We start from the raw sequence: 19795 nt of genomic DNA, 5'->3' as shown, positions 1-19795 counted from the left end.
CTTGCCTCCTTTATTGGCGCGGGTCCCGTCCGCGCATGAATTGTCCTCAGCGCGCGCCGCGCTCATATGGAATGCCGAGCGCCGCCGGCAGGCTGGCGCGCCGGCCGAACAGCACCAGCATGATCATCACCGCCAGGAACGGCAGCATCTGGATGATGTCGGTCGGTATGTTGATGCCGGCCACTTGCATGGCCGTCGTCAGCGAAAGGCAGACACCGAACAGCAACGCGCCGAACAGCACCCAGATCGGGCGACCGCGCGCCAGCATGGCCAGCACGATGCCGAGAAAGCCCGCGCCATTGGTGATGAACGGAATGAACAGGCCGGCCCCGACATTGGCGAGATACGCGCCCCCGAGCCCGGCCAGCGCTCCGGTCGTCAGCACGGCGATGGTGCGGGTCCGCACGACATCGATGCCGGCGACATCGAGCGCGGCCGGCTTGTCGCCTGCCGCCTGCAAATTGAGGCCCAGCTGCGTGCGCCGGTAGATGTAGCCCATGCCGAAAACCAGCGCGACCGCCAGATAGACGATCAGATGATGCTTGAAGAATGCAGGCCCGATGACCGGGATGTCCGAAAGCAGCGGAATGACAGTCGCATCCGCCGCGGGCAGGCGCGGGTAGCTGCGCGAGAACTGGAAATGGTGGAGCAGCGCCGTCAGGCCTTCCAGCCCCAAGGTCAGCGCGATGCCGATGACGATCTGGTTGAGCCCGATGCGCACGCAAAGCAGCGCCATGACAAGCGCCACCGCAGCACCCCCGGCGGCGCCGGTGAGAAAGCCCAGCCACAGCGACCCGGAATAGAAAGCGCCGACAAAGCCGAGATAGGCGCCGGCCAGCATCATGCCTTCGATGCCGATATTGAGCACGCCAGCCTTCTCGGAGATCTGCTCGCCGAGCCCGGCAAGCAGCAGCGGGATCGCTGCGGTGACGGCGCCGAACAGCAGCGCGCTGAGAAAGACCTCGCTGAACAGCCCGGTCATGCCCTAGGCCCTCCGCGACTGGTTGTATCGGTGATCGAAATATTCGGCGAGCGCGAGCACGATCAGCACGATGGAAACCAGCACCAGCGTGAAATGATTGGGCACGCCGAGCCGGCGCGCCGCGCTCTCGCCGCCGATCGAAAGCACCGAAAGCAGGAATACGAAGCCGATGGCCGCAAAGCCGTTCATACGGGCGAGAAACACGGCGGGTATTACGGCAAGCCCGTAGGCGGGATTCCAGTCGGCGCGGACATTGCCCTGGACGCCGATGATGTCGACGGCGCCGGCAAGCCCGGCCAGCCCGGCCGAAATGGCGAAGACGGCGACGGTCAGGCCGGGAACGCCGAGCCCCGAGTGAACCGCCGCTCGTGGATTGGCGCCGACGATCCTCAGCTTCAGCCCGAACGCCGTGCGCGTCATCACCAGATGCACGATGACGATCGCCGCCAGCCCAAGCAGCAGGCCACTGGTGATGGTCGTTTCGAACAGGCGCGGCAGCCGGTCCTCCACCGGCAGCGTGCGCGTCTGCGGCACGGTCGTGCTTGGGTCGCGAAACGCCAGCTTGACCAGCACATTGGCGAGCGAGGTGCCGAGGAACGTCATCATCAGGGTGGTGATGATCTCGTTGACGCCCTGATAGGCACGCAGCAGCGCCGGCACCAGCGACCAGATCATCGCCACCACCATGGCGATGAGGAACGAGCAGACCAGCGCCAGCCAGGCTGGCATGATCTGCACGAACACGGGAGCGCTGGCAGCCGCCGTCACCGCGCCAAGCAGGAACTGGCCGTCGCCGCCCAGATTCCACATGCCGGCGCGAAAGGCGACGATCAGGCCGGCGGCGAGAAACAGCAGCGGCGCCATGCGCGTCAGTGTCTGCTGGATGCCGAGCGGCGAGAACAGTCCCTTCTCCAGCACGAAGCCATAATAGGCCAGCGGGTCGACGCCGACGGCAAGCAGGATACAGCCGGCTATGACCAGCGCGATAAGGATCGGGCCGAGCGTCATCAGCAGCCGATGCAGGATGTCGCGGCGCGTCGCTGCCCCGCTCGTGGCATCGAGTGCGGTGGCGCTGACCGTGGGTGCGGTGTCGATGCTCATGCGGCAAGTCCGATCATCAGGCGACCGACCTTTGTGCGGGCGTCGTCTACGTTCTCGACGGTGCCGACCAAAGCGCCGTCGGCGATGACGGCGATGCGGTCGCACATGCCAAGCAATTCCTCGAGGTCGGTGGAGATCAGCAGCACGGCAAGGCCACGCGCCGCCGTATCGCGAATGCGCTGGCGCGACGCCAATGTGTTGGCGAGATCGAGCCCATAGGTCGGCTTGTTGAAGATCACCAGCTTGGCGCCTTCAGCCAGTTCCCGTGCCAGAAGCACCTTCTGGATGTTGCCGCCGGACAGCCGCGCGACGGGCGTCTTCAGGCTCGGCGTGCGCACGTCGTATTCGCGCACGAGCTGGGCGGCGCGCTTGTCGATCTCCGCGCGCTGCTCGACGCCGTTGCGCCAGAACGGGGCCGCGCCGACCTGCTTGAGGAAGAAATTGATCGAGACCGGGAAGGTGCCGACAGTGCCCTCGCCCAGTCGGTCGTCGGTCAGGTAGCGAAGGCCGCGCCGGCGGCGCTCGCCGACGCTCAGCGTCTCGATGGCGGCGCCGTCCAGCCGCACCGAGCCGCTTGTGGCTGTACGCTGGCCGGCCAGCGCTTCCGCCAGCTGCTTCTGGCCGTTGCCGTCGATGCCGGCTATGCCGAGGATCTCGCCCGGGCGGATGTCGAAGGAGATCGACGACAGGCCCGGCGCATTGTCCGTCGCCGCTACCGCCAGGTCCGTCACCTGAAGAAGCGGGTCAGCGCCGGCGCGGGCAGTGCGGACAGGACGCTCGACGGCTTCCGGGTCATCCTTCTGCTTGCCGAACATCAATTCCACGATCTCCGAGACGATCTCCTGTTCGCCCAGCGTGCGAAACCGCTCGGGTGGAATCTCGCCGACCTTGCGGCCAAGCTTCAGCACCGAGATGCGGTCGCCGAAGGCAGCCGCCTCCTTGAGCTTGTGGGTGATGAAGACGATCGCAAGGCCCTGCTCGACAAGGCGGCGCATCAGCGCGCCCAGTTCGTCGATACCTTTCGGCGTCAGCATGGAGGTGGACTCGTCAAGGATGAGCAGCCGGCTGTTGCGCAGCATCGCGCGCAGGATCTCGACCTGCTGCTGCTCGCCGAGCGACAACTCCGATACCTTGGCTTGAAGCTTGACGGTGATGCCGAGCGTGCCGGTGATCTCGGCGACGCGCGCCGCCAGTTCCTCGGTCCTGGGGCGCTGCCACCACGGCCCGCCAAGCAGGAGGTTCTCCGCCACCGTTAGCGTCGGCACCAGCATCATGTGCTGGAATACGGTGCCTATGCCGAGTGCCAGCGCATGGCGTGGCGAGGTGATCGGCGTCGGTTTGCCGTCGACCAGTATGCGTCCTTCGTCAGGCTGCTGCAGGCCGGACAACATGCCGATCAATGTCGATTTTCCAGCGCCGTTCTCGCCCAGCAGCACATGCACTTCGCCCGGGCGGATCGACAGGTCGACGCTGTCATTGGCAACGATGCCGGGGAACCGTTTGGTCACGCCTTCAAGCGCGACGATGTCGCGCCCGGCAACGGACGATGAAGAAAAACCGCTCATGAAGCCCAGCACCAAAAAACAGGAATCGTCCGGAGGGGTGAACGGATCACCCCTCCGGCAGCCGACCATGATCGCCTTACTGGGCGACGCTGGTCATCAGTGCCCTTACGGCGGCCGCGTCATAGACCGGCTCGACCTTGATCTTGCCGGAAATGACGTCCTCGCGCAGCGCCTGGATTTCCGTCCAGACATTGTCCGGGATCGCAGCGGTCTTCAGCAACTTGACCGAGTCGTCCTTGAGGCCGATCGTATAGTGTTTGGTGCCGAACGTGTCCGCCTTCAGGTCGGCAATCATCGCCGCATAGACCGGCTCGATATTCCACACCACCGACGACAGCAGGAAGCCCTTGTCGATCGGTGACTTGTCGCCGATGACGTCGATGAAATAGACCTTGCCGCCATCGGCTGCCTTGGTCGTCTCGACCGCCTGCAGCATGCCGAAGCTCGAACCGTTGCCTTGGCCGAAGATGATGTCGGCGCCCGATGCGATCACGCTTTCGGTGACGCGCTTGCCGCCGGCCGCATCGCTGTAGGCGGCCGGGCCGATCACCGCGTAGGTGATCTTGACGTCCGGGTTCTCCGCCTTCACGCCTTGCGCGAACGCCGCCGACTGCGAATTCCACGATGGCGGTTCGCCCGACACCACGATGCCGACCGACTTGGAACGCGACACCTTGGCGGCGAGACGGCCGGCGAGATAGGCGCCCTCGTGGCCGCTCAGCGTATAGTCGGCGACAAGGCCCTTCTCCAGGCCGGCTGGCGTGTCGACGATTGCCACCGGAACTTTCAATTCCTTGGCGATTTCAGGCGCCGAGGTGTTGTAGCCGCTGGCATGCGCGATCAGCAGGCTGGCGCCGTCGGAGGCAAGTTCCCGCAAGGTCGGACGAACATCGCCATAGCCGAGGCCCTGGGCCACGACCACTTCGACGCCGGCGGCCTTGCCAGCCGCCTTGGCGGCATCGATGCCTTGCTGGTTCCAGCCATAGTCCGTGCCTTCTTCGGGCGTGAGGATGGCGATCGACTTGACCTCGCCGGCAAGCGCGCCGCTCAACAAGACACTGGTCAATATAACTGCACTTACACTGCTCTTAAGAAGCTTTAACATGTTACCCTCTCTGTTGTTTCACCAATCAATATTCTTATTGTTATTGCGCAAAAGCGAGATAGACTGCCTAGGAAAAATTACATTGTGGAGCTCAGGCAAAGTGAAGATCCGTTATGCCCTTCCGGTGATGCTGGCGTTATCGTCCTTCGCCAACGCGGTTGAGTTGCACCATGTCGCCGTCCGCACCGGCACTGACGGGCTCGACATGGTTCCGTTGACGATTTCGAATGCGGGCAGCGAAGGCCTCTCCTGCAACGCCGACTTCGCCCACTGGTATTCGGCCGGGATCGCAACGATCGAGCCGGGCAAGAAGACCCGCGTCGAGCTCTGGTTCGATGCGAAGACCGGCACGTTCACGATCCTCAACGACAAGCGCGAGAACCTGCCCGTCGAGCGGCTGTGGTGCGGTCTGGCGAGCCGAGCATATGCCACCCGCGTGCAGATCACGCTCGACCGCACCGATGCGGTGAAAGGCGAGCGTGATGTGTCCTGCGCCATGGCGCAGGACAGCCTGGTCTGCCGGTAGGCGCTCATTCCTGCGTCCGTTCGAACATCGCGAGCCTCTTATTCTTTCGCCAGGAACGCGTCGGTGAAGACGTCGTCCGCCGACAGAGCCGCCTTGAGCACGCCCTGGTCCGTCAGCGTCTTCAGAGTCTCCTCCCACTGCGTCTTCGTCATCCAGCCGAGACCGTGTTCCTTGGTGTCGGGGCTGGTGAACGTCGAGGCGATGTCGGCGTTGATCTGCGCCAGCAGTACGTCCTTCTTGTCCGCATAGCCGGGCGCTGCCTTGGCCGTGATCTCGGCGGCCTCTTCCGGATGAGCCACGACATAGTCGAAGGCCTCCCTATATGCCTTGACGAAGCGGCGCACGACGTCCGGCTTGTCCTTGATCATCGCCTGCGAGGTGAACAGGCCCGAGCCATAGGCTTTCCACCCATAGTCCGCCCCCATCATGATGCTGAGCGAGCCGGGGCCCCCGGCCTTCGCTTCCAGTTCGGGAACCTCCGCATCGATATAGCCGACGACCGTCTGAACCCGGCCAAGCAGCAAATAGCTTTCATAGGGAGGCGAGACGCTGTTCAGCGTCATGTCCTTTTCGGTCAGGCCGTTGGCGGCCAGGAAGCCTTTGAAGAAGATGTAGGTGGAACCGGCCGGATGAATGCCGATGGTCAGTCCCTTGAGGTCGGACGGCTTGGTGAGCTTCAGCGTCTTGGCCAGCGAAATGATCCCCAGCGGCGAGTGCTGATTGACGGCTGCCAGCGCCACGACCGGGACATTCTGCGACCGTGCGACGGCAAGCGTGGGAAGATCGCCGAACCCGAAATCCGCGTTCTCATTGCCCACCAGCCGCATCGCGTCCGGCGAGCCGGATCCCTTGCGGATCTCGGCCACATCGATGTCGTTCTTGGCGAAGAAGCCCTTTTCGTTGCCGACGAAGAACATGGCGTGATTGCCGCGCACGACCCAGTCGAGCTGGACGTTGACCTTGTCCGCCGCCAGAGCCGCGCTGGAGAAGCCGAGTGCCGTGACAAACGCCGCGAAGGTAGCGGCCTTGATAAGTGAGCGTCTCAGCATTTTTGTTCCCTTTTATGAATTTGGTTGATCGAGCGGGCCTAGGATTGGCTGAATTTCGGCGCCCACGGCACCACGATGCGTTCTAGGATTTCGGCGGCGTAGTAGAAGGCGATGCCAAGCACGGAAACGAGCAGCAGCGCTGCGAAGACCAGCGCCGTGTCGAGCTGGGTCGACGCGAACTGGATGACGTAGCCGAGACCGTCCGACGCCCCGGCGAACTCACCGACGATGGCGCCGATCACGCTCAACGTGGCGGCGATCTTGGTTCCGGCCATCAGGTTCGGCAGCGAGTGCGGAACGCGGATCCTGAACAGGATCTGCGTCGGGCTGGCCCCGACGGAATTCATCAGCGACAGCAGCGAGCGGTCGACCGATTGCATGCCCGCCAGCATCGACAGCGTCACCGGGAAGAAGGCGATGACCAGGATCAGGCCGATTTTGGGCGCCAGCCCATAGCCGAACCAGAGGATGAAGATCGGCGCGAGGGCTACTTTCGGCACGTTCTGGAACAGCACCACCAGTGGATACAGCGCGCGTCCCAACCAATCGAAGCGCACGATGACCAGCGCAATGGCAATGCCGACCACGACCGAGACCAGGAAGCCGAACAGGATCTCGCCCGCCGTCACCAGCGTCGCCTGCATCAGCGTGCCCCATTGCGCCACCAGCGACTTCGCGATTTCGGACGGGGCGGGAATGATGAAGGCGGATATGGCAAAGATCCGCACCGCGGCTTCCCACAGCACGATCGTCACCAGCAGGAGGATGACAGCCGGCAGCCAGCTGCCGGTCGCCGCACTCCAGCTGGAGGCGAGGCGCGGCTCGGAAAGGTCGATTATGGGTTGGTCGCTCAAGACGCGCCTCCCGGTTGATGGCTGGAGCGCAGCATCGTTCGCAACTGGACCACCAGCCTGACGAACTCCGGATCTTCGGTGACCGACAGGTCGCGCGGGTAAGGCAGCGCAATGTCGAGGCTCTCGGTGATCCGTCCCGGCTTGATCCCCAGCACGTGAACATGGCGCGACAGATGGATGGCCTCGTCGATGGAATGGGTGACGAGCACGATCGTCTTGCCGGTCCGCTGCCAGATCTCCAGCAGCGACTGGCCCATCGAATCGCGGGTGATGGCATCGAGCGCGCCGAACGGTTCGTCCATCAGCAGGACCGCCGGATCGAGCGCCAGGGCCCGTGCAATGGCGACCCGCTGCCGCATGCCGCCCGACAGCTCGTTTGGCCGCTTGTGGGCGCTGTCGCCCAGCCCCACCAGTTCCAGCATCTCCTGCCCGCGCGCCCGCAGATCCGAGCGCGAGAGCGACTTGTCGGCGATGCCGAGCAGCATCGAGGCATTGTCGACGGCGTTTTTCCAGGGGAGCAGGTTGGCGTCCTGGAAGACGAGGCCGATCATCCGCTTGCGCGCCGCCTCGACCGGCGCGAGCCCGGCGATCGAAACGCTGCCCTGGGTAGGCTGCACCAGCCCGGCCAGCACCTTGAGCAAGGTGCTCTTGCCACATCCGGAAGGACCGATAAGGGAAACGAATGATCCCTTTGGCACCGAAAGATCGATGTTCCTGAGGATCAGCTGACGGGCCATGACCACCGAAACGCCCTTGGCGGAGATTAGATCGTCATGGCGGATATGGGCCGGCCTGTCGCCGGCGGCTCGGATGATTTCAATGCGCATGGCTTGTCGCCCCGCGCGCTGTTTTCTGCCGCACCCGCACCATCTTGATGGCGAAGGCGCCCTTCACACAAACAGCCGACCGGTGGAACTCCTCAAACCGGCTGGCCCTGTGCGCACCATGTGACATTGGCTACTCCCGGCCTTCCAGGATGCGCCGCACCGCGACGAGCTTGCGCGCCCGTTCACCTTGCAGCGCCTTTGTCTGCTCGGGCGTGTAGGCAAACATGCCCTCGCCCGACTTGATGCCGAATTTCGACGCAGCCGCCTTCTCCAGCACCATCGGCGCGACATCGTCGCGGTTGGAGAGATCGGCGTTCAGGAAGGACGAGACGGATTTGTAGATATCCAGCCCCGCCATATCGAGCAGCGCCATCGGGCCGATGACGGCGATCTTGTAGCCGATGCCCCACGACACGCAGGTGTCCAGGTCTTCCGGCTCGATGACGCCGCGCTCGACAAGATCGACCGCCTCGCGCAGCAGCGCATAGAGCACGCGGTTCTCGACGAAGCCTGGAACGTCCTTCTTCACCACCACCGGCAGCAGGCCGATCGAGCGGATGAGATCGCGGATAGCAGCCACGGTTTCAGGCGCGGTCTTCTCGCCGCCGATCACCTCGATCATCGGGATGATGTGCGGCGGGTTCGACCAGTGCATGCCGACCATCCGCTCGGGATGCGAGATATGCGCCTGCAGCTTGGTGATCGGAATGCCCGACGTGTCGGACGCGACGATGACGGACGGGCCGATCAGCGGATCGATGTCACGATAGGTCTGCGCCTTGATGTCGATATTCTCGGGCACGTTCTCGATCACCAGTTCGGCGCCATCGACGGCCTCGGCGATCGTCTCGACGAAACGCACTTTGCCGGCACCAGTCCCGGGCGCCTCGATGTCGAGACGGTCGAGCACGCCGCCGGCAAGATCGAGCATGCCGCGGGCGCGCTCGATTGCCCCTGGCGAAACGTCATACGCCGTCACATCGAGCCCGCCGCGCGAAAGCCGCGCGGCGATGCCTGGACCCATCGTTCCCAGTCCGATGAGAGCGGCGCGCTTGATCATCATGCGGCCTTTGCGGGAGCAGCAGTGGTTGCCGCCTTGAAGGCCGGCCGAGCGGCGATCGCGGCCACCCAGCGCTCCAGATTGGGCATTGACGGCCGGTCGATCTTGAAGTCGACGCAGCGCTTCAGGATCGGCGCGCAGGCAATGTCGGCAAGGGTCAGCTTGCCGAGCGCCAGGAAGTCCTTGCCGGCCAGGTGGCCGTCGACGATCTTGAGCTGCGCGACAAGGTCCTTCACTTGTTCCTTGTATTCGGCGGTCTGTTCCTCGGGCGTGAGCTTGGCGCCTTTGAAGGCCGCCAGGTAGCCCGGATTGACTGCCGCCAGCAGGAAGTCCATCCAGCGCTCGACCTCGGTCTTTTCCGCCGGCGTAGCGCCATTCAACTGTTCGCCGCCGAATGCCGCGAGATAGCGCAGGATGGTGTTGGACTCCCAGATCACGGTGTCGCCGTCGACCAGCGTCGGCACCTTGGAGGTCGGGTTGAGCGCCTTGTATTCCGCCGTCTGCGTGTTCTCGAACTGGCGGCCATAATCCTCGCGCTTGTAGGACGCTCCCAGCTCTTCGAGCATGAAGAGCACCTTCTGGACGTTGCCTGATGTCTGGCGGCCTAACAGCTTGTACATGTCTTCTCCTCGCTAGTGTCCAGGGCCTACTTGCTCGCCGGCAGCGGCTTGTAGACGATGGCGTCCATTTCGATCTTGGTGTTGATGACCGCTTTTGCCTCGACGGTCGTGCGCGCCAGAACGGCGTCGCCGATCCCTTCGAGGAACGCCTTGTTGTAGCGGCCGAAATCGCGCGTATCCTCGAGATAGGTGGTGATCCGCACGACATCCGACAGCGTCGCGCCTTCATGCGCGATGACGCGCGCGATGGTCTTCAGCGTCGCCAGCGTCTCTTCTTCGATCGTGCCGCTGATCATGTTGTTGTTCTCGTCTTTCGGCACTTGGCCCGAGACGAAGATGAAATCGCCGGCACGCACCGCCGGATGAAACGGCAGGTTCGGGTTCTTGTTGCCGATGGCGTAGTGGCTGGCGGACTTTCGCGTGCTGTCGCTCAACATATCCCCCTAGAGAACGCTGGTTTCGATGATGTCGACGCCGCGGATGCGGTCGATCAGGTAGACGATGCCGCGGTCGTCGATGGTCACGTCGTTGGACGAGGAACGCTCCGCGCCCTCCGGCGCGTCGGGCATGAAATGACCGACTTCCTTTGGCGCGAACGGATCGGCGATGTCGACGAGGCGCAGCCCCTGCGCGAACCACGCAAACGGAATGACGGTTCCATTGAACCGCTCGGAAGGCTGATGGCAGCCGGTCATCTGCGGCTGCGGTGAACCGTCCGTGTCGAGGCCCGGCACCTGGAAGGTCGAGATCGGCAACGGGTTGGTCTCGTCGGTGATGTCGTAAATCCAGGTGAAGGCCGGCGGCGATGGCCGAAGCTTGGCGACATCCTCGTCCGCCACCACCATGATGTTGCGGCCTTTGAGCGGCTGTGGAATCGGCAGGCAGGTGTGCGTGGGATGCGGAAAGCTCGGGCTCGAATTGACGTGCGAGACCAGCTTCGGCTTGGTGATGTCCGAAATGTCGAGGATGAACAGGCCATGATGCCAGTAGCTGACATAGAGCCTGTCGCCCATTCGCAGCGGATGGTGACAGCGCGGCGTGACATAGTCGTGCCAAGGATACTCTTCGCCGCCCCCGGTCCACTGGCCCGGTATCCACCAGCGTCCGACCTCGACCGGCTTCGCGGGATCGATCAGGTCGAGGATCATCACGATGTTGCCGACATAACCGTCGGCGGTCGGCGATATGTAGGCGTAACGGCCGTCGAAATCGTAGCGGTGGACGCCCTTGCCGCCGGTTATCCATTTCGAGATGAGCTTCGGCTGTGCCGGCTTGGTGGTGTCGTAGAGCGCCAGTCCGCCGCCGAAATCAGCCGGGCCGGCGTCGCCAAAGCGCTCGTGGTTGATGATCATCAGTCCGTCCTTGGCGCGAACCTTGTGCGAGTGCCAACCGGGCGGGACATCGATCGTCGTAATTTTGCGCGGATTGCGCGGGTCGGAAATGTCGACCAGCGTCGTGCCGCTCGGCGGCCGCATGTGGCCGATATAGAGGATGTTGCCGTCGACCCAGACCTGACCGCCGCCTGGGCAGTCGACATGGCCGATCTGCTTTGTGTTGAACGCCGAAACCAAATGCATACGCCCTTGCTGCTGAAATTCCATTTCGATGTCCACGCCGCCAATGGCGGCGCGGACATTGCCTGCCGGAGGACCGGAACTAGACGAGACGGAGCAGATCGCCGGCCTGGTTGCGGCCCCAGCGCTTGTAGAGGAGCAGCGCCTTTTGCGTCGGCGCATCGGTGGCGCCGAAGAAGATCACCGGCTCGCTCGACGAGCCGTTGACATGCTCGACCCAGGAACCGCCGGGTATGGCGATGGTGTCGAACTGGTTCCAGTCATAGCGCTTGCCGTCGATGATCGAATGGCCGTTACCGCGGAACGGCGCCAAGAGCAGGCTGGCGGTCTCACGCTGCGGCAAGGTCTTCTCGCCGGGGCGCAGCATCTGCACGTAGAAATTGATGGTGTGGAAGACGGGTCCGCCGGTCGTCGGATCGACATAGTCGATGACGATGCCTTCATGGGGGTCGCCATCCCAATCCTTGTGGGCGTCGAGAACCGCTTCCATCTTCTCCCAGCGATAGACATACATCGGCGACGACAGGCCGCCGCCGCGCTTGTGGTCGACGAAACGCGGCATCAGGCCACCTTCGCCATAGATGCGCTGTGAGTAGTCGCTGGGATAGCGGGCGGTCTGCACCTTCTTCTCGACTTCCTTGCCATCGACCATCTCGGTGTATTTGTGGTCGAAATGGACGGCATGCAGCGTTTCGACCAGCGGCAGGTCGAGCACCGACAGGTTGACCGCCTGCTCGCCGCCAACGGTGCCGTGATTGTGCCAGGCGTCGTTGGGCGTCAGCACCATGTCGCCCGGGCCGAAGACCACGTCTTCGCCCTCGACGCCGGTGAAGTTGCCCTTGCCCGTCAGGCCGAAGCGGATAGCACTCGGCGAGTGCTTGTGCGGCGGCATGATCTCGTCGGGATCATTCAGGCGGTAGGCGGTGTACATGGTGCTGACCGATGCGCGCTTGGGCGCAAGGCCGGGATTGACCAGGATCAGCGAACGGCGCTCGCTGTCGTCCATGGTCACCAGTTCGGCGGCGCGCTGGAGCAGGGGCTCGATGTCCGAATAGGACCACACGAAGGGAACGGCTTTCGACGTCGCCATCAACTGCTTGATCTCGTCATGGTCGACGCCTTCCGACGTCGCCCAGAACGGAAACATGTTCTTTGCGTAGAGGGCGTCATAGAGGCCCTTGAGTGCAGCCTTCTTGTTGGTGAGCACATCGTTAGCTGGTTGCGCCAGGGACATATCGGACACCTCTCGTCACGAAGAAAATACTTCTAACCAACTCAACCGTATTCGCATTGGTTTTGCTCGACAATACCCAAATTGCGAATTTTATAAGTTTTTGGTTGAGGTGCATTCTTGAGAGGCAAATGCCCAGAAATAGGCAGAAACAGCCTGGAAATGCACGAAATTCAGCTCACAATCAGGGCGTGAAACCGCTTCGTCACGGCCATGCTGATGTGCATGACAGTCCAACCAACGCAGTTTTTCAGTCTCAACCAAAAGACTTTGGTTGTACTCCGGCCGCCTTATCAGGCCGCCACGCTCTGTTGAGCGCGGCTGCCGATCAGATCCGCGGCCTTTTCGGCGATCATGATGACCGCCGCATTGATGTTGCCGCAGACGAGGTCGGGCATGACCGAGGCGTCCACGACACGAAGCCCGGCAATGCCGCGCACCCGCAATTCCGGATCGACCACCGATGCCGCATCGACGCCCATGCGGCACGTGCCGGCCGGATGATGCACGGTGATCGAGGTCTTGCGGATATGCTCGTCGATCTCTTCGTCGCTCTCGCATTTCGGGCCGGGGAAGAACTCCGCGCCGACAAACGGGGTCATGGACGGCTGGCTGGCAAGGTTGCGTGCAACACGAAAGCCGGCGCGAAGCGACTGCCAGTCGCGCTGCGAGGACAGGAAATTCTGATGGATCAGGGGCGCGGCGACCGGATCGCTCGACGCCAGCTTGACGCTGCCGCGGCTCTCCGGCTGCACCGCAACGATCCGGGTCGCAAAGCCGTCGGCGAACGGCGCCTTGAACGGCGACATGTAAGGCCATGCCCCAAGCGGCGCGGCGGTGAAAAGCAGCTGTACGTCCGGCAACGGCCGGCTTGTGTCGCTTTTCAGGAATGCCACGACGCCGCCAGGCACATCTCCCGAAAAGCCCTTTCCGGTGAGATAAGTCCTGACGAAATCCAGCCCGATACGATCGGCCCGCATCATCTTGAGAAACGGTCCAGGCTGTTTGCGCCGATACATCACGATAACCGAAACGTGGTCCTGCAGATTCTTGCCGACTTGCGCACGATCGACCTTCGTCTCGATGCCATGCGCCGCCAGCTCGCCGCTGTCGCCTATGCCTGACAGCATCATCAGCTGCGGCGTATTGATGACGCCGCCGGCAAGCAGAACTTCGCGCCGCGCCAGAACTTCATGGCTCGCCCCGCCTCTGGTGTAGGCAATGCCGGCTGCGCGGCCATCCCTGAGCAGGATCTTCGTCGCCATCGCGCCGGTCAGCACCTTGACATTGCCGCGCCGCATGGCGGGCCGCAGATAGGCGGTTGCGGTCGAGCAGCGGCGGCCGTTGGCAATTGTCATCTGCAGCCGGCCGAAGCCTTCCTGTATGGCGCCGTTATAGTCATCGGTCTGCGGGTATCCGGCATCACGGCTGGCTGTGGCGAAGGCATCGATCAGTTCGTCCTTGTAGCGGCAGAACTGGGTGTTCAGCGGCCCGCTGCCGCCACGGTACCGGCTTTCGCCCGCTTCCCAGCGCTCCTGCTTCTTGAAGTAGGGCAGCACCTTGTCGAACGACCAGTCCGTCAGGCCGCTTGCCGCCCAGCGATCGTAGTCGCCGCGATTGCCGCGCACATAAGCCATGGCGTTGGTGGAGGAAGAGCCGCCGATGACCTTGCCGCGCGCGCATTCGACCTTGCGGCCGCCGACATTGGCCTCGGGCTCGCAGAAATACATCCAGTCGTGGCGGCGCTCCGTCAGTATCTTGCCCCAGCCGAGCGGGATGTGGATCATCGGATCGCGGTCCCAATCCCCCGCCTCCAGCAGAAGCACCGACACGGCAGGGTCTTCGCTCAGCCGGTTCGCCAGCACGCAGCCGGCCGATCCCGCACCGACAATGACGTAGTCAAAGGTTTCGCCAGCCGGCATGCGTGATCCTCGGGAGAAAGACGTCTGCCGCGATGGCAACCGTCGACCTGGGCAGTCAACCATCGCGCAACTGGTGTTGTCAACCATTGCGTACAGTTGTAGATTGGTTGAATTGGTTGAGTGCCGTCGAACAGGTTTTCGTGTCACAATATGATGTCGGGACGTTGAGTCGGCGGTCTGCCGATCGGACAGGAGATTTGGTTTTGAGCGCATTCGAGCCGCAGGTCGGACCATCTGATCTCGACGACATCATCGCTGCGGTCCGCCAGTTGCAGCAGGGCGGCGGCAAGCTTCCGTCCGAGCGCGATCTTGCGGAACATCTGAGCGTCAAGCGCCATCAGCTTCGCAAGGCGCTTGAAGTGCTGCGCCTTTCGGGCGACCTCAAACCGGCGCGAGCCAGGCGGGCGCCGACCGCCCTTCCGAGATATGGCGAGGAACTGGTCAGGGTAACCAATCCGATCGAGGTCCTGGAATTGCGCCTGATCATGGAGCCGGGCCTTGCCCGACTGGCGTCGCTGCGCGCCTCCTCTTTCGAGACGGCGCGGATCCTCGACGCGGCAACCACGCCGGAGAACGCCCCGTCGGGTGAGGTCGATTTCGCTTTCCATCTCGCGATCGTTGCCGCGGCCCGCAACCACCTCGCCGCGGAATTCTACAAGATGCTGCGCCAGGTCGGTGTCGATGCGCGGGTGAAGGTTGCGCGCACCGCGGCACCCACCTGCCCCAAGCGGATCGCCCACCGCGACGGCGAGCATCGCCTGATCGCCGAAGCGATCTCGCAGCGCGACCCCGAAGCGGCAGAGGCCGCAATGCGCGCGCACCTTCTGTCGGTGCAGAGACAGATCATGGAACGGTCGAATGCCGGCGCCTTTGCCGCGTGATCGCATCACCTCTGACATCGAGCCTGTGCGGGGAATTTCAAATTGAAACGTCATTTCGACGTGCTGGTCATCGGCGCGGGATCCGCTGGCTCGGTTGTTGCCAGCCGTCTCAGTGAAGACCGGTCGTACCAGGTCGGCCTCATCGAAGCCGGGACGATGCCGGCCGATCCCGACATCGCCGACCCGCTGAAATGGACGATGCTCCAGGGCCGCGCCTACGACTGGAGCTACCGGACCGTGCCCCAGCCCTTCACCGCCAACCGCGTCCATGAATGGCCGCGCGGCAAAATCGTCGGCGGCTCGAGCTGCCTGCATGCAATGGCCTATGTGCGCGGCCATGCCGATGATTTCGAATCCTGGGCACAGGCCGGCGGCGAGCGCTGGTCCTATCGGGGGTTGTTGCCGGGCTTCATCCGCAGCGAAGCCTTCACCGCCTTCGACGGGCCAACACGCGGCAGGAGCGGCCCGCTGGACGTCTATCTGCCGGACGCCGAGGTCAGTCCGGTCGTGCGTGCCTACATCGCCGCCGGGCGATCCATGGGGGCTCCCGCCCTGAGCGACCACAACAGCGGCGAGCTGGTCGGCACCAGCCCCAATTCACTCAACATACGCGACGGCAAGCGCCTGAGCGTCGCCGACGCCTATCTGCCGCCGCGGGTCATGGCGCGGCCGAACCTGACCTTGCTCGCCGGCCACGAGGTCGAGCATCTGGTGCTGGACGGCCACAAGGTCACGGGCGTGAGCGTGGTCTGCGAGGGCCAGACCAGAACGCTCTGTGCCGACCGGATTGTCCTTTGCGCGGGCGCCGTGTCCACGCCGCTCATCCTCATGCGGTCGGGCATTGGTTGCCCGGATACGCTGAAGCAGGCTGACATACGCTGCCTTGCCGATCGCAGCGAGGTGGGCCGCAACCTGCAGGATCATCTGCTGGCTCTTGGAAATGTCTACAGCACCAAAAAGCCGGTGCCGCCTTCCCGCCTGCAGCACTCCGAATCGCTGATGTATCTGCACAGCGACGACCCGACCCGCTCGACGGGAAGTCCCGATATCGTGCTCGCCTGCGTCGTCGCTCCGTCGGCGGCCGAGGGCCTGAATGCCCCGCTTTATGGCTCGGCCTTTACCATCCTTTGCGGCGTCACCCATCCGACAAGCCGCGGGCGCATCACACCGAGCGGCCCGGGCCGCAACGATGCGCCGGTCATCGATCCGCATTATCTGGAAACCGAACACGATCGCGCGACATTCAGGATGGCGTTGAAGCGGGCGCGCATGGTCGGCCATCATGCGGCCCTGGACGAATGGCGCGATACGGAGATCCTGCCAGGCGCACCGGTTCGGTCCGATGCCGAACTCGATGCTTTCATCGCCAGGGCTGCTTCCACCCATCACCATCCGGCCGGCACCTGCCGGATGGGTCGTGACACTGAGGCCGTCGTCGATCCTGACTTGCGGCTGAACGGCTTCGACAATGCCTTTGTCGTCGACGCCTCGGTGATGCCGGCGATCCCGAGCGGACCGATCAACGCGGCGATCGTCGCCATCGCCGAAACCTGGGCGGCGTCTTCACGGGTTACCCCGCCGGCAGCGTGAGGGCGTCCGCGTCCGACAATTCCCTGGCTCCGGTTCCCGGCGACTATCAGCTATGGAGATGCGTCAGCTCAAACGCCGCTCCGTCCTGGACGCCGGCCATGCGCTGCTCGGCGGACCGGAACATGTCCGCGAACTCCACCTGGTTCTCGAACACCACGCCGCCGACCTTGACCGTCAAGGCATCCTCGGTGCCTTTTGGCGCGAAATAGACTTGTGCGATGCGCGCCCTGATACGCTCGCCGATTTCCCTGGCTTCTGCTTCGGTCGCGCCGGCGAGGAAAACCCCGAACATCGACGTCCCCATGCGTCCAACCAGATCCTCCGCGCGCACTGACGATTGTATGGTTGAGGCTATGAGCCGCAAGGCTTGATCGCCCCATTCAAGACCAAAGCGCAGGTTGATGGACCGCAGATGCTCCGAATGGATGACCAGGAAGGCGCCGGATTTCGGCCCCGGCACCGACGGCCTTGCGGTTCTTTTTTCGACCATCGACGTGAAGACCGCTCCGTTCAGGCAGCCGGTCGTGGTGTCGAAGGTTGCCGACTTGTCGAGTTCCCGGCGATAGCGACGAAGCTCGATCTGTTTCAATCCAACGAACAGAAAAAGCGGAACACCAAGAACAACAGGCAACAGGATTGCCGTGACCATGCTGCGCCCAAATGGCGTCAGCGCCTCGGAGAACAGAAGCAGATAATTGAGACCGACGGAAACGCCCAGGATTGCAGCGGTTCCCAGAAAGGTCAGCAAAGCGACGCCTTTCCATGCCTGGTCGGTGGTGCTCGCCATAGTCTTTGTCACTGGCCGATCTCCTGTGGATGGACTTGTATAAGGCCGGTGTGTTGCAATTTCAGTTTCAAGGAACATTGCAATTTAATCGATTGCGCGATGACCCCATCAAGGCTGCGCCCGTGGCGGTTAACAAACAAAACATCAGGGATTGAATGACAGCCTATTGTGCCGGGCCGAACATGCCCATCTCCGCGTCCCTGGCTGTCGCCTCCGCCTTGCCGTAGATGCCGCTCGGCAGCGCCGTGGCCCAGCCGTTGGAGACAAGCCAGGCGCCAACATCCTGCTTGCCCAGCTTGCACGGTGCGGCGACGGCAAAACGCTCGACGTCCGGCGGTACGAAACAGTGCAGCGCACGTCCCCTCAGCCAGGAATTGAAAACGGCGCGGGCGCGCACGCCGCAAGGCCAGGTGACGTCATGAAACGAGCAGGAGCTGTCGAGATCGATGCCTCGCACTCCGCTGATGACCACCTTGCGGCCCATGGCTTCGAACATCGCCGATGATGTGGCAACCGGGCGGTAGAGCAAGACCTCCCGCCAATCCCTGGGCATCGGCGATTTCGGGGGCACGGCGAGACCGAGCTCGCTGAGCGGCGGACGGGGCTCGGTCCGTTCGATCTCAGCTGGACCAAGCCGTGGCGGAGCGATCAGGTCTTGAGCAACCTTGCGCGCCGGCTCCAGGCGTTGTGCGCCGGCAACCCGGGCAACCGGCCGGATAGGCTGGGTATCGTCAACATCCCGCGACCGGGCACGGACAGGCCGATCGACCGAAAGCAACGCCCCGCCCTGAATGATCAGCAGTATCCCCGCCAGGAGCAGGAGGCTTCCAAGTGCGATCGCCAAGCGGCTGCGGCCCGGCCTGGCCATCAGCTTGAACAGGATCCCAGGGATTTGCGCCGGTCAGAAACCCGACGTCGATTTGGCAACCAGTTTGAGCGCACCTTTTTCAATCCGATAGAACGGCATCGAGCGTTGGCTGGATCCGTCGGCCCGAAACCGGAACAGGCCGGTTGACCCCCGAAAGCCGTTTGGATTCTCAAGAACCTTTTTGCTGAAACCATCGGGCCCGACCGCGCTGGCAATCCCTGCCGTCAGGGCAACCATATCATAGGCGTAGGCCACATTGACGTCAGCCGGATAGTTGTATGTCGTCCTGAAGCGGTCGGCGATCGGCCCGGTTTCGCTTGGATCGAGCGTGGCGATAAACGCCCCCTCGAAGAGCGGATCCATGGGGTGCTCCAGCCAACGGTTCGTCCCGACGACGGAGATCGTCTTTCCCGGAATGCCCTTCGATTTGAGGGCGGCAAGGACAGGCGACGGACTGCCATTGCCGCTGGCGACGATGACGGCGTCGGGGGCGTCCACGAGTGAGCCCATTTCGTCGACCGTCTTCGCGCCGTCGCCGGCAGAATATCGGAGAGTGACCGCGAGCGCCGCGCCGTAGATGCTGAGGCTGTTTGCGACCCGCTTCTCCATGGCGCCGGCGTTTGGGCCATCCGCGACAAGCAGTACGAACTTCTTGCTGCCTTTCGCGGCCAGTCCCGCGGCGCCCGCGGCGGCGCTGTCCGCTTCGCCAAGGAGCACGGCATAGACCCCGGGGCCGCCAGCGAAATTGTCGGCGAGCGCCAGGACCGGTGGCCGCTTCGACCCCGACAGCGTGGCAATATGCTGGGCCGCCGGCAGCTCGGTCGGGCCGATGACGACTTTAGACCCCGTCGTAATGGCCGTAACCGCCAGTTTGCCGGCCAGTGCGCTGTCGCCTTTGGTGTCTTCTACCGTTAGCGCCAGCAATCCGTTGCCGATATCCGTCATCGCCAGCTTGGTCGCATCGAGCATCTTCCTGCCGTTTTCCCCGGCCGTTCCAGGGGCGGACAGCGGCAGCAGCATCGTGACTTTGGTCGACCCGGTGCCCAGCGACTGGGTCGCCTGGACGGGACCGGCGCCGGCGGCGCCGTTCTGCCCGGCAGGCGCGGTAACCGCCGCCGGATCGAGCACTTCGGACACGCCGCCCTTCGACTGGCAGCCCGACACGATCGCGGCGAGCGCCAAGGCGATTGCCCATGTCCGCGGACGGTGGACCTGTCGGCCAGCTTCCATGAATGCTCCCCCCTATGTGCCGC

19 protein-coding genes are annotated in these 19795 nt (G+C 63.5%); 3 read left to right on the top strand and 16 right to left on the bottom strand.

The annotated features are described in order from the left end of the window. Window positions 1-46 precede the first annotated feature (46 nt). From RPF88_RS30395 to RPF88_RS30380, 4 genes are all read right to left on the bottom strand, one after another. Window positions 47-982 (bottom strand): putative B6 ABC transporter permease subunit 1, encoded by a 936-nt coding sequence (locus RPF88_RS30395; RefSeq protein ID WP_027039488.1) that lies wholly within the window; start codon window positions 980-982, stop codon window positions 47-49. A gap of 3 nt (window positions 983-985) precedes the next feature. Next, window positions 986-2083: a putative B6 ABC transporter permease subunit 2 gene (locus RPF88_RS30390; protein ID WP_013529869.1), complete on the bottom strand. Its 1098-nt coding sequence runs from the start codon at window positions 2081-2083 to the stop codon at window positions 986-988. Further along, window positions 2080-3648 carry a putative B6 ABC transporter ATP-binding protein gene (locus RPF88_RS30385; protein ID WP_337123783.1) on the bottom strand — a complete coding sequence of 523 codons (1569 nt, stop codon included), beginning with the start codon at window positions 3646-3648 and terminating at the stop codon, window positions 2080-2082. The genes RPF88_RS30390 and RPF88_RS30385 overlap by 4 nt, the downstream gene beginning before the upstream one ends. A gap of 76 nt (window positions 3649-3724) precedes the next feature. Further along, window positions 3725-4753: a putative B6 ABC transporter substrate-binding protein gene (locus RPF88_RS30380; RefSeq protein WP_013529867.1), complete on the bottom strand. Its 1029-nt coding sequence runs from the start codon at window positions 4751-4753 to the stop codon at window positions 3725-3727. Window positions 4754-4853: 100 nt separating this feature from the next. Here RPF88_RS30380 and RPF88_RS30375 point away from each other — a divergent pair, with 100 nt between their 5' ends. After that, entirely contained in the window at window positions 4854-5279 is a 426-nt protein-coding gene (locus RPF88_RS30375) for a hypothetical protein (RefSeq protein WP_337123782.1), read from the top strand. Between the two features lie 38 nt (window positions 5280-5317). Here RPF88_RS30375 and RPF88_RS30370 read toward each other — a convergent pair whose 3' ends face one another. The 9 genes from RPF88_RS30370 to RPF88_RS30330 form a co-directional block, all read right to left on the bottom strand. After that, on the bottom strand, window positions 5318-6328 hold the full coding sequence (locus tag RPF88_RS30370; RefSeq protein ID WP_337123781.1) for an ABC transporter substrate-binding protein: 1011 nt from the start codon (window positions 6326-6328) through the stop codon (window positions 5318-5320). A gap of 38 nt (window positions 6329-6366) precedes the next feature. Next, entirely contained in the window at window positions 6367-7182 is an 816-nt protein-coding gene (locus tag RPF88_RS30365) for an ABC transporter permease (protein ID WP_013529864.1), read from the bottom strand. Then, the gene (locus RPF88_RS30360) at window positions 7179-8009 is read right to left on the bottom strand and encodes an ABC transporter ATP-binding protein (protein WP_337123780.1); all 831 of its coding nucleotides are present in this window, start codon (window positions 8007-8009) and stop codon (window positions 7179-7181) included. The genes RPF88_RS30365 and RPF88_RS30360 overlap by 4 nt, the downstream gene beginning before the upstream one ends. A gap of 130 nt (window positions 8010-8139) precedes the next feature. Continuing rightward, on the bottom strand, window positions 8140-9069 hold the full coding sequence (gene fhmpcd1, locus RPF88_RS30355; protein WP_027163704.1) for a 5-formyl-3-hydroxy-2-methylpyridine 4-carboxylate 5-dehydrogenase: 930 nt from the start codon (window positions 9067-9069) through the stop codon (window positions 8140-8142). Continuing rightward, window positions 9069-9689, bottom strand: a complete 621-nt coding sequence (locus RPF88_RS30350) for a glutathione S-transferase family protein (protein ID WP_013529861.1) — start codon at window positions 9687-9689, stop codon at window positions 9069-9071. The genes fhmpcd1 and RPF88_RS30350 overlap by 1 nt, the downstream gene beginning before the upstream one ends. 26 nt (window positions 9690-9715) lie before the next feature. Beyond that, window positions 9716-10126, bottom strand: coding sequence for a RidA family protein (locus tag RPF88_RS30345; RefSeq protein WP_013529860.1), 411 nt, complete (start codon window positions 10124-10126; stop codon window positions 9716-9718). 6 nt (window positions 10127-10132) lie between these two features. After that, window positions 10133-11290 carry an LVIVD repeat-containing protein gene (locus tag RPF88_RS30340; RefSeq protein ID WP_013529859.1) on the bottom strand — a complete coding sequence of 386 codons (1158 nt, stop codon included), beginning with the start codon at window positions 11288-11290 and terminating at the stop codon, window positions 10133-10135. 55 nt (window positions 11291-11345) lie between these two features. Beyond that, entirely contained in the window at window positions 11346-12497 is a 1152-nt protein-coding gene (locus tag RPF88_RS30335) for a cupin domain-containing protein (protein WP_024505127.1), read from the bottom strand. Window positions 12498-12787: 290 nt separating this feature from the next. Continuing rightward, window positions 12788-14416, bottom strand: coding sequence for a GMC family oxidoreductase (locus RPF88_RS30330; protein WP_337123779.1), 1629 nt, complete (start codon window positions 14414-14416; stop codon window positions 12788-12790). A 203-nt stretch (window positions 14417-14619) separates the two neighbouring features. On the opposite strand from RPF88_RS30330, the gene RPF88_RS30325 reads away from it, so the two are divergent. Both RPF88_RS30325 and RPF88_RS30320 read left to right on the top strand, forming a co-directional pair. After that, a complete protein-coding gene (locus RPF88_RS30325) occupies window positions 14620-15297 on the top strand; it encodes a FadR/GntR family transcriptional regulator (RefSeq protein ID WP_013529856.1) in 678 nt (225 codons plus the stop codon). Window positions 15298-15339: 42 nt separating this feature from the next. Continuing rightward, window positions 15340-16887: a GMC family oxidoreductase gene (locus RPF88_RS30320; RefSeq protein WP_337123778.1), complete on the top strand. Its 1548-nt coding sequence runs from the start codon at window positions 15340-15342 to the stop codon at window positions 16885-16887. A gap of 46 nt (window positions 16888-16933) precedes the next feature. Here the strand turns inward: RPF88_RS30320 and RPF88_RS30315 are convergent, their stop codons facing one another. The 3 genes from RPF88_RS30315 to RPF88_RS30305 all read right to left on the bottom strand — a co-directional run bounded on the left by RPF88_RS30315 (window position 16934) and on the right by RPF88_RS30305 (window position 19772). Continuing rightward, complete coding sequence (locus tag RPF88_RS30315) at window positions 16934-17686, bottom strand: GGDEF domain-containing protein (protein WP_082826542.1); 753 nt, start codon at window positions 17684-17686, stop codon at window positions 16934-16936. A 151-nt stretch (window positions 17687-17837) separates the two neighbouring features. Further along, window positions 17838-18542, bottom strand: a complete 705-nt coding sequence (locus tag RPF88_RS30310) for a thermonuclease family protein (protein ID WP_337123777.1) — start codon at window positions 18540-18542, stop codon at window positions 17838-17840. 33 nt (window positions 18543-18575) lie between these two features. Continuing rightward, a complete protein-coding gene (locus RPF88_RS30305) occupies window positions 18576-19772 on the bottom strand; it encodes an ABC transporter substrate-binding protein (protein WP_027163713.1) in 1197 nt (398 codons plus the stop codon). Window positions 19773-19795: the final 23 nt, after the last annotated feature.

The sequence above is a fragment of the Mesorhizobium sp. ISC11 genome, from assembly GCF_037162595.1.
Taxonomy (GTDB): domain Bacteria; phylum Pseudomonadota; class Alphaproteobacteria; order Rhizobiales; family Rhizobiaceae; genus Mesorhizobium; species Mesorhizobium ciceri.
This window is presented reverse-complemented; position numbering and strand designations above follow the sequence as displayed.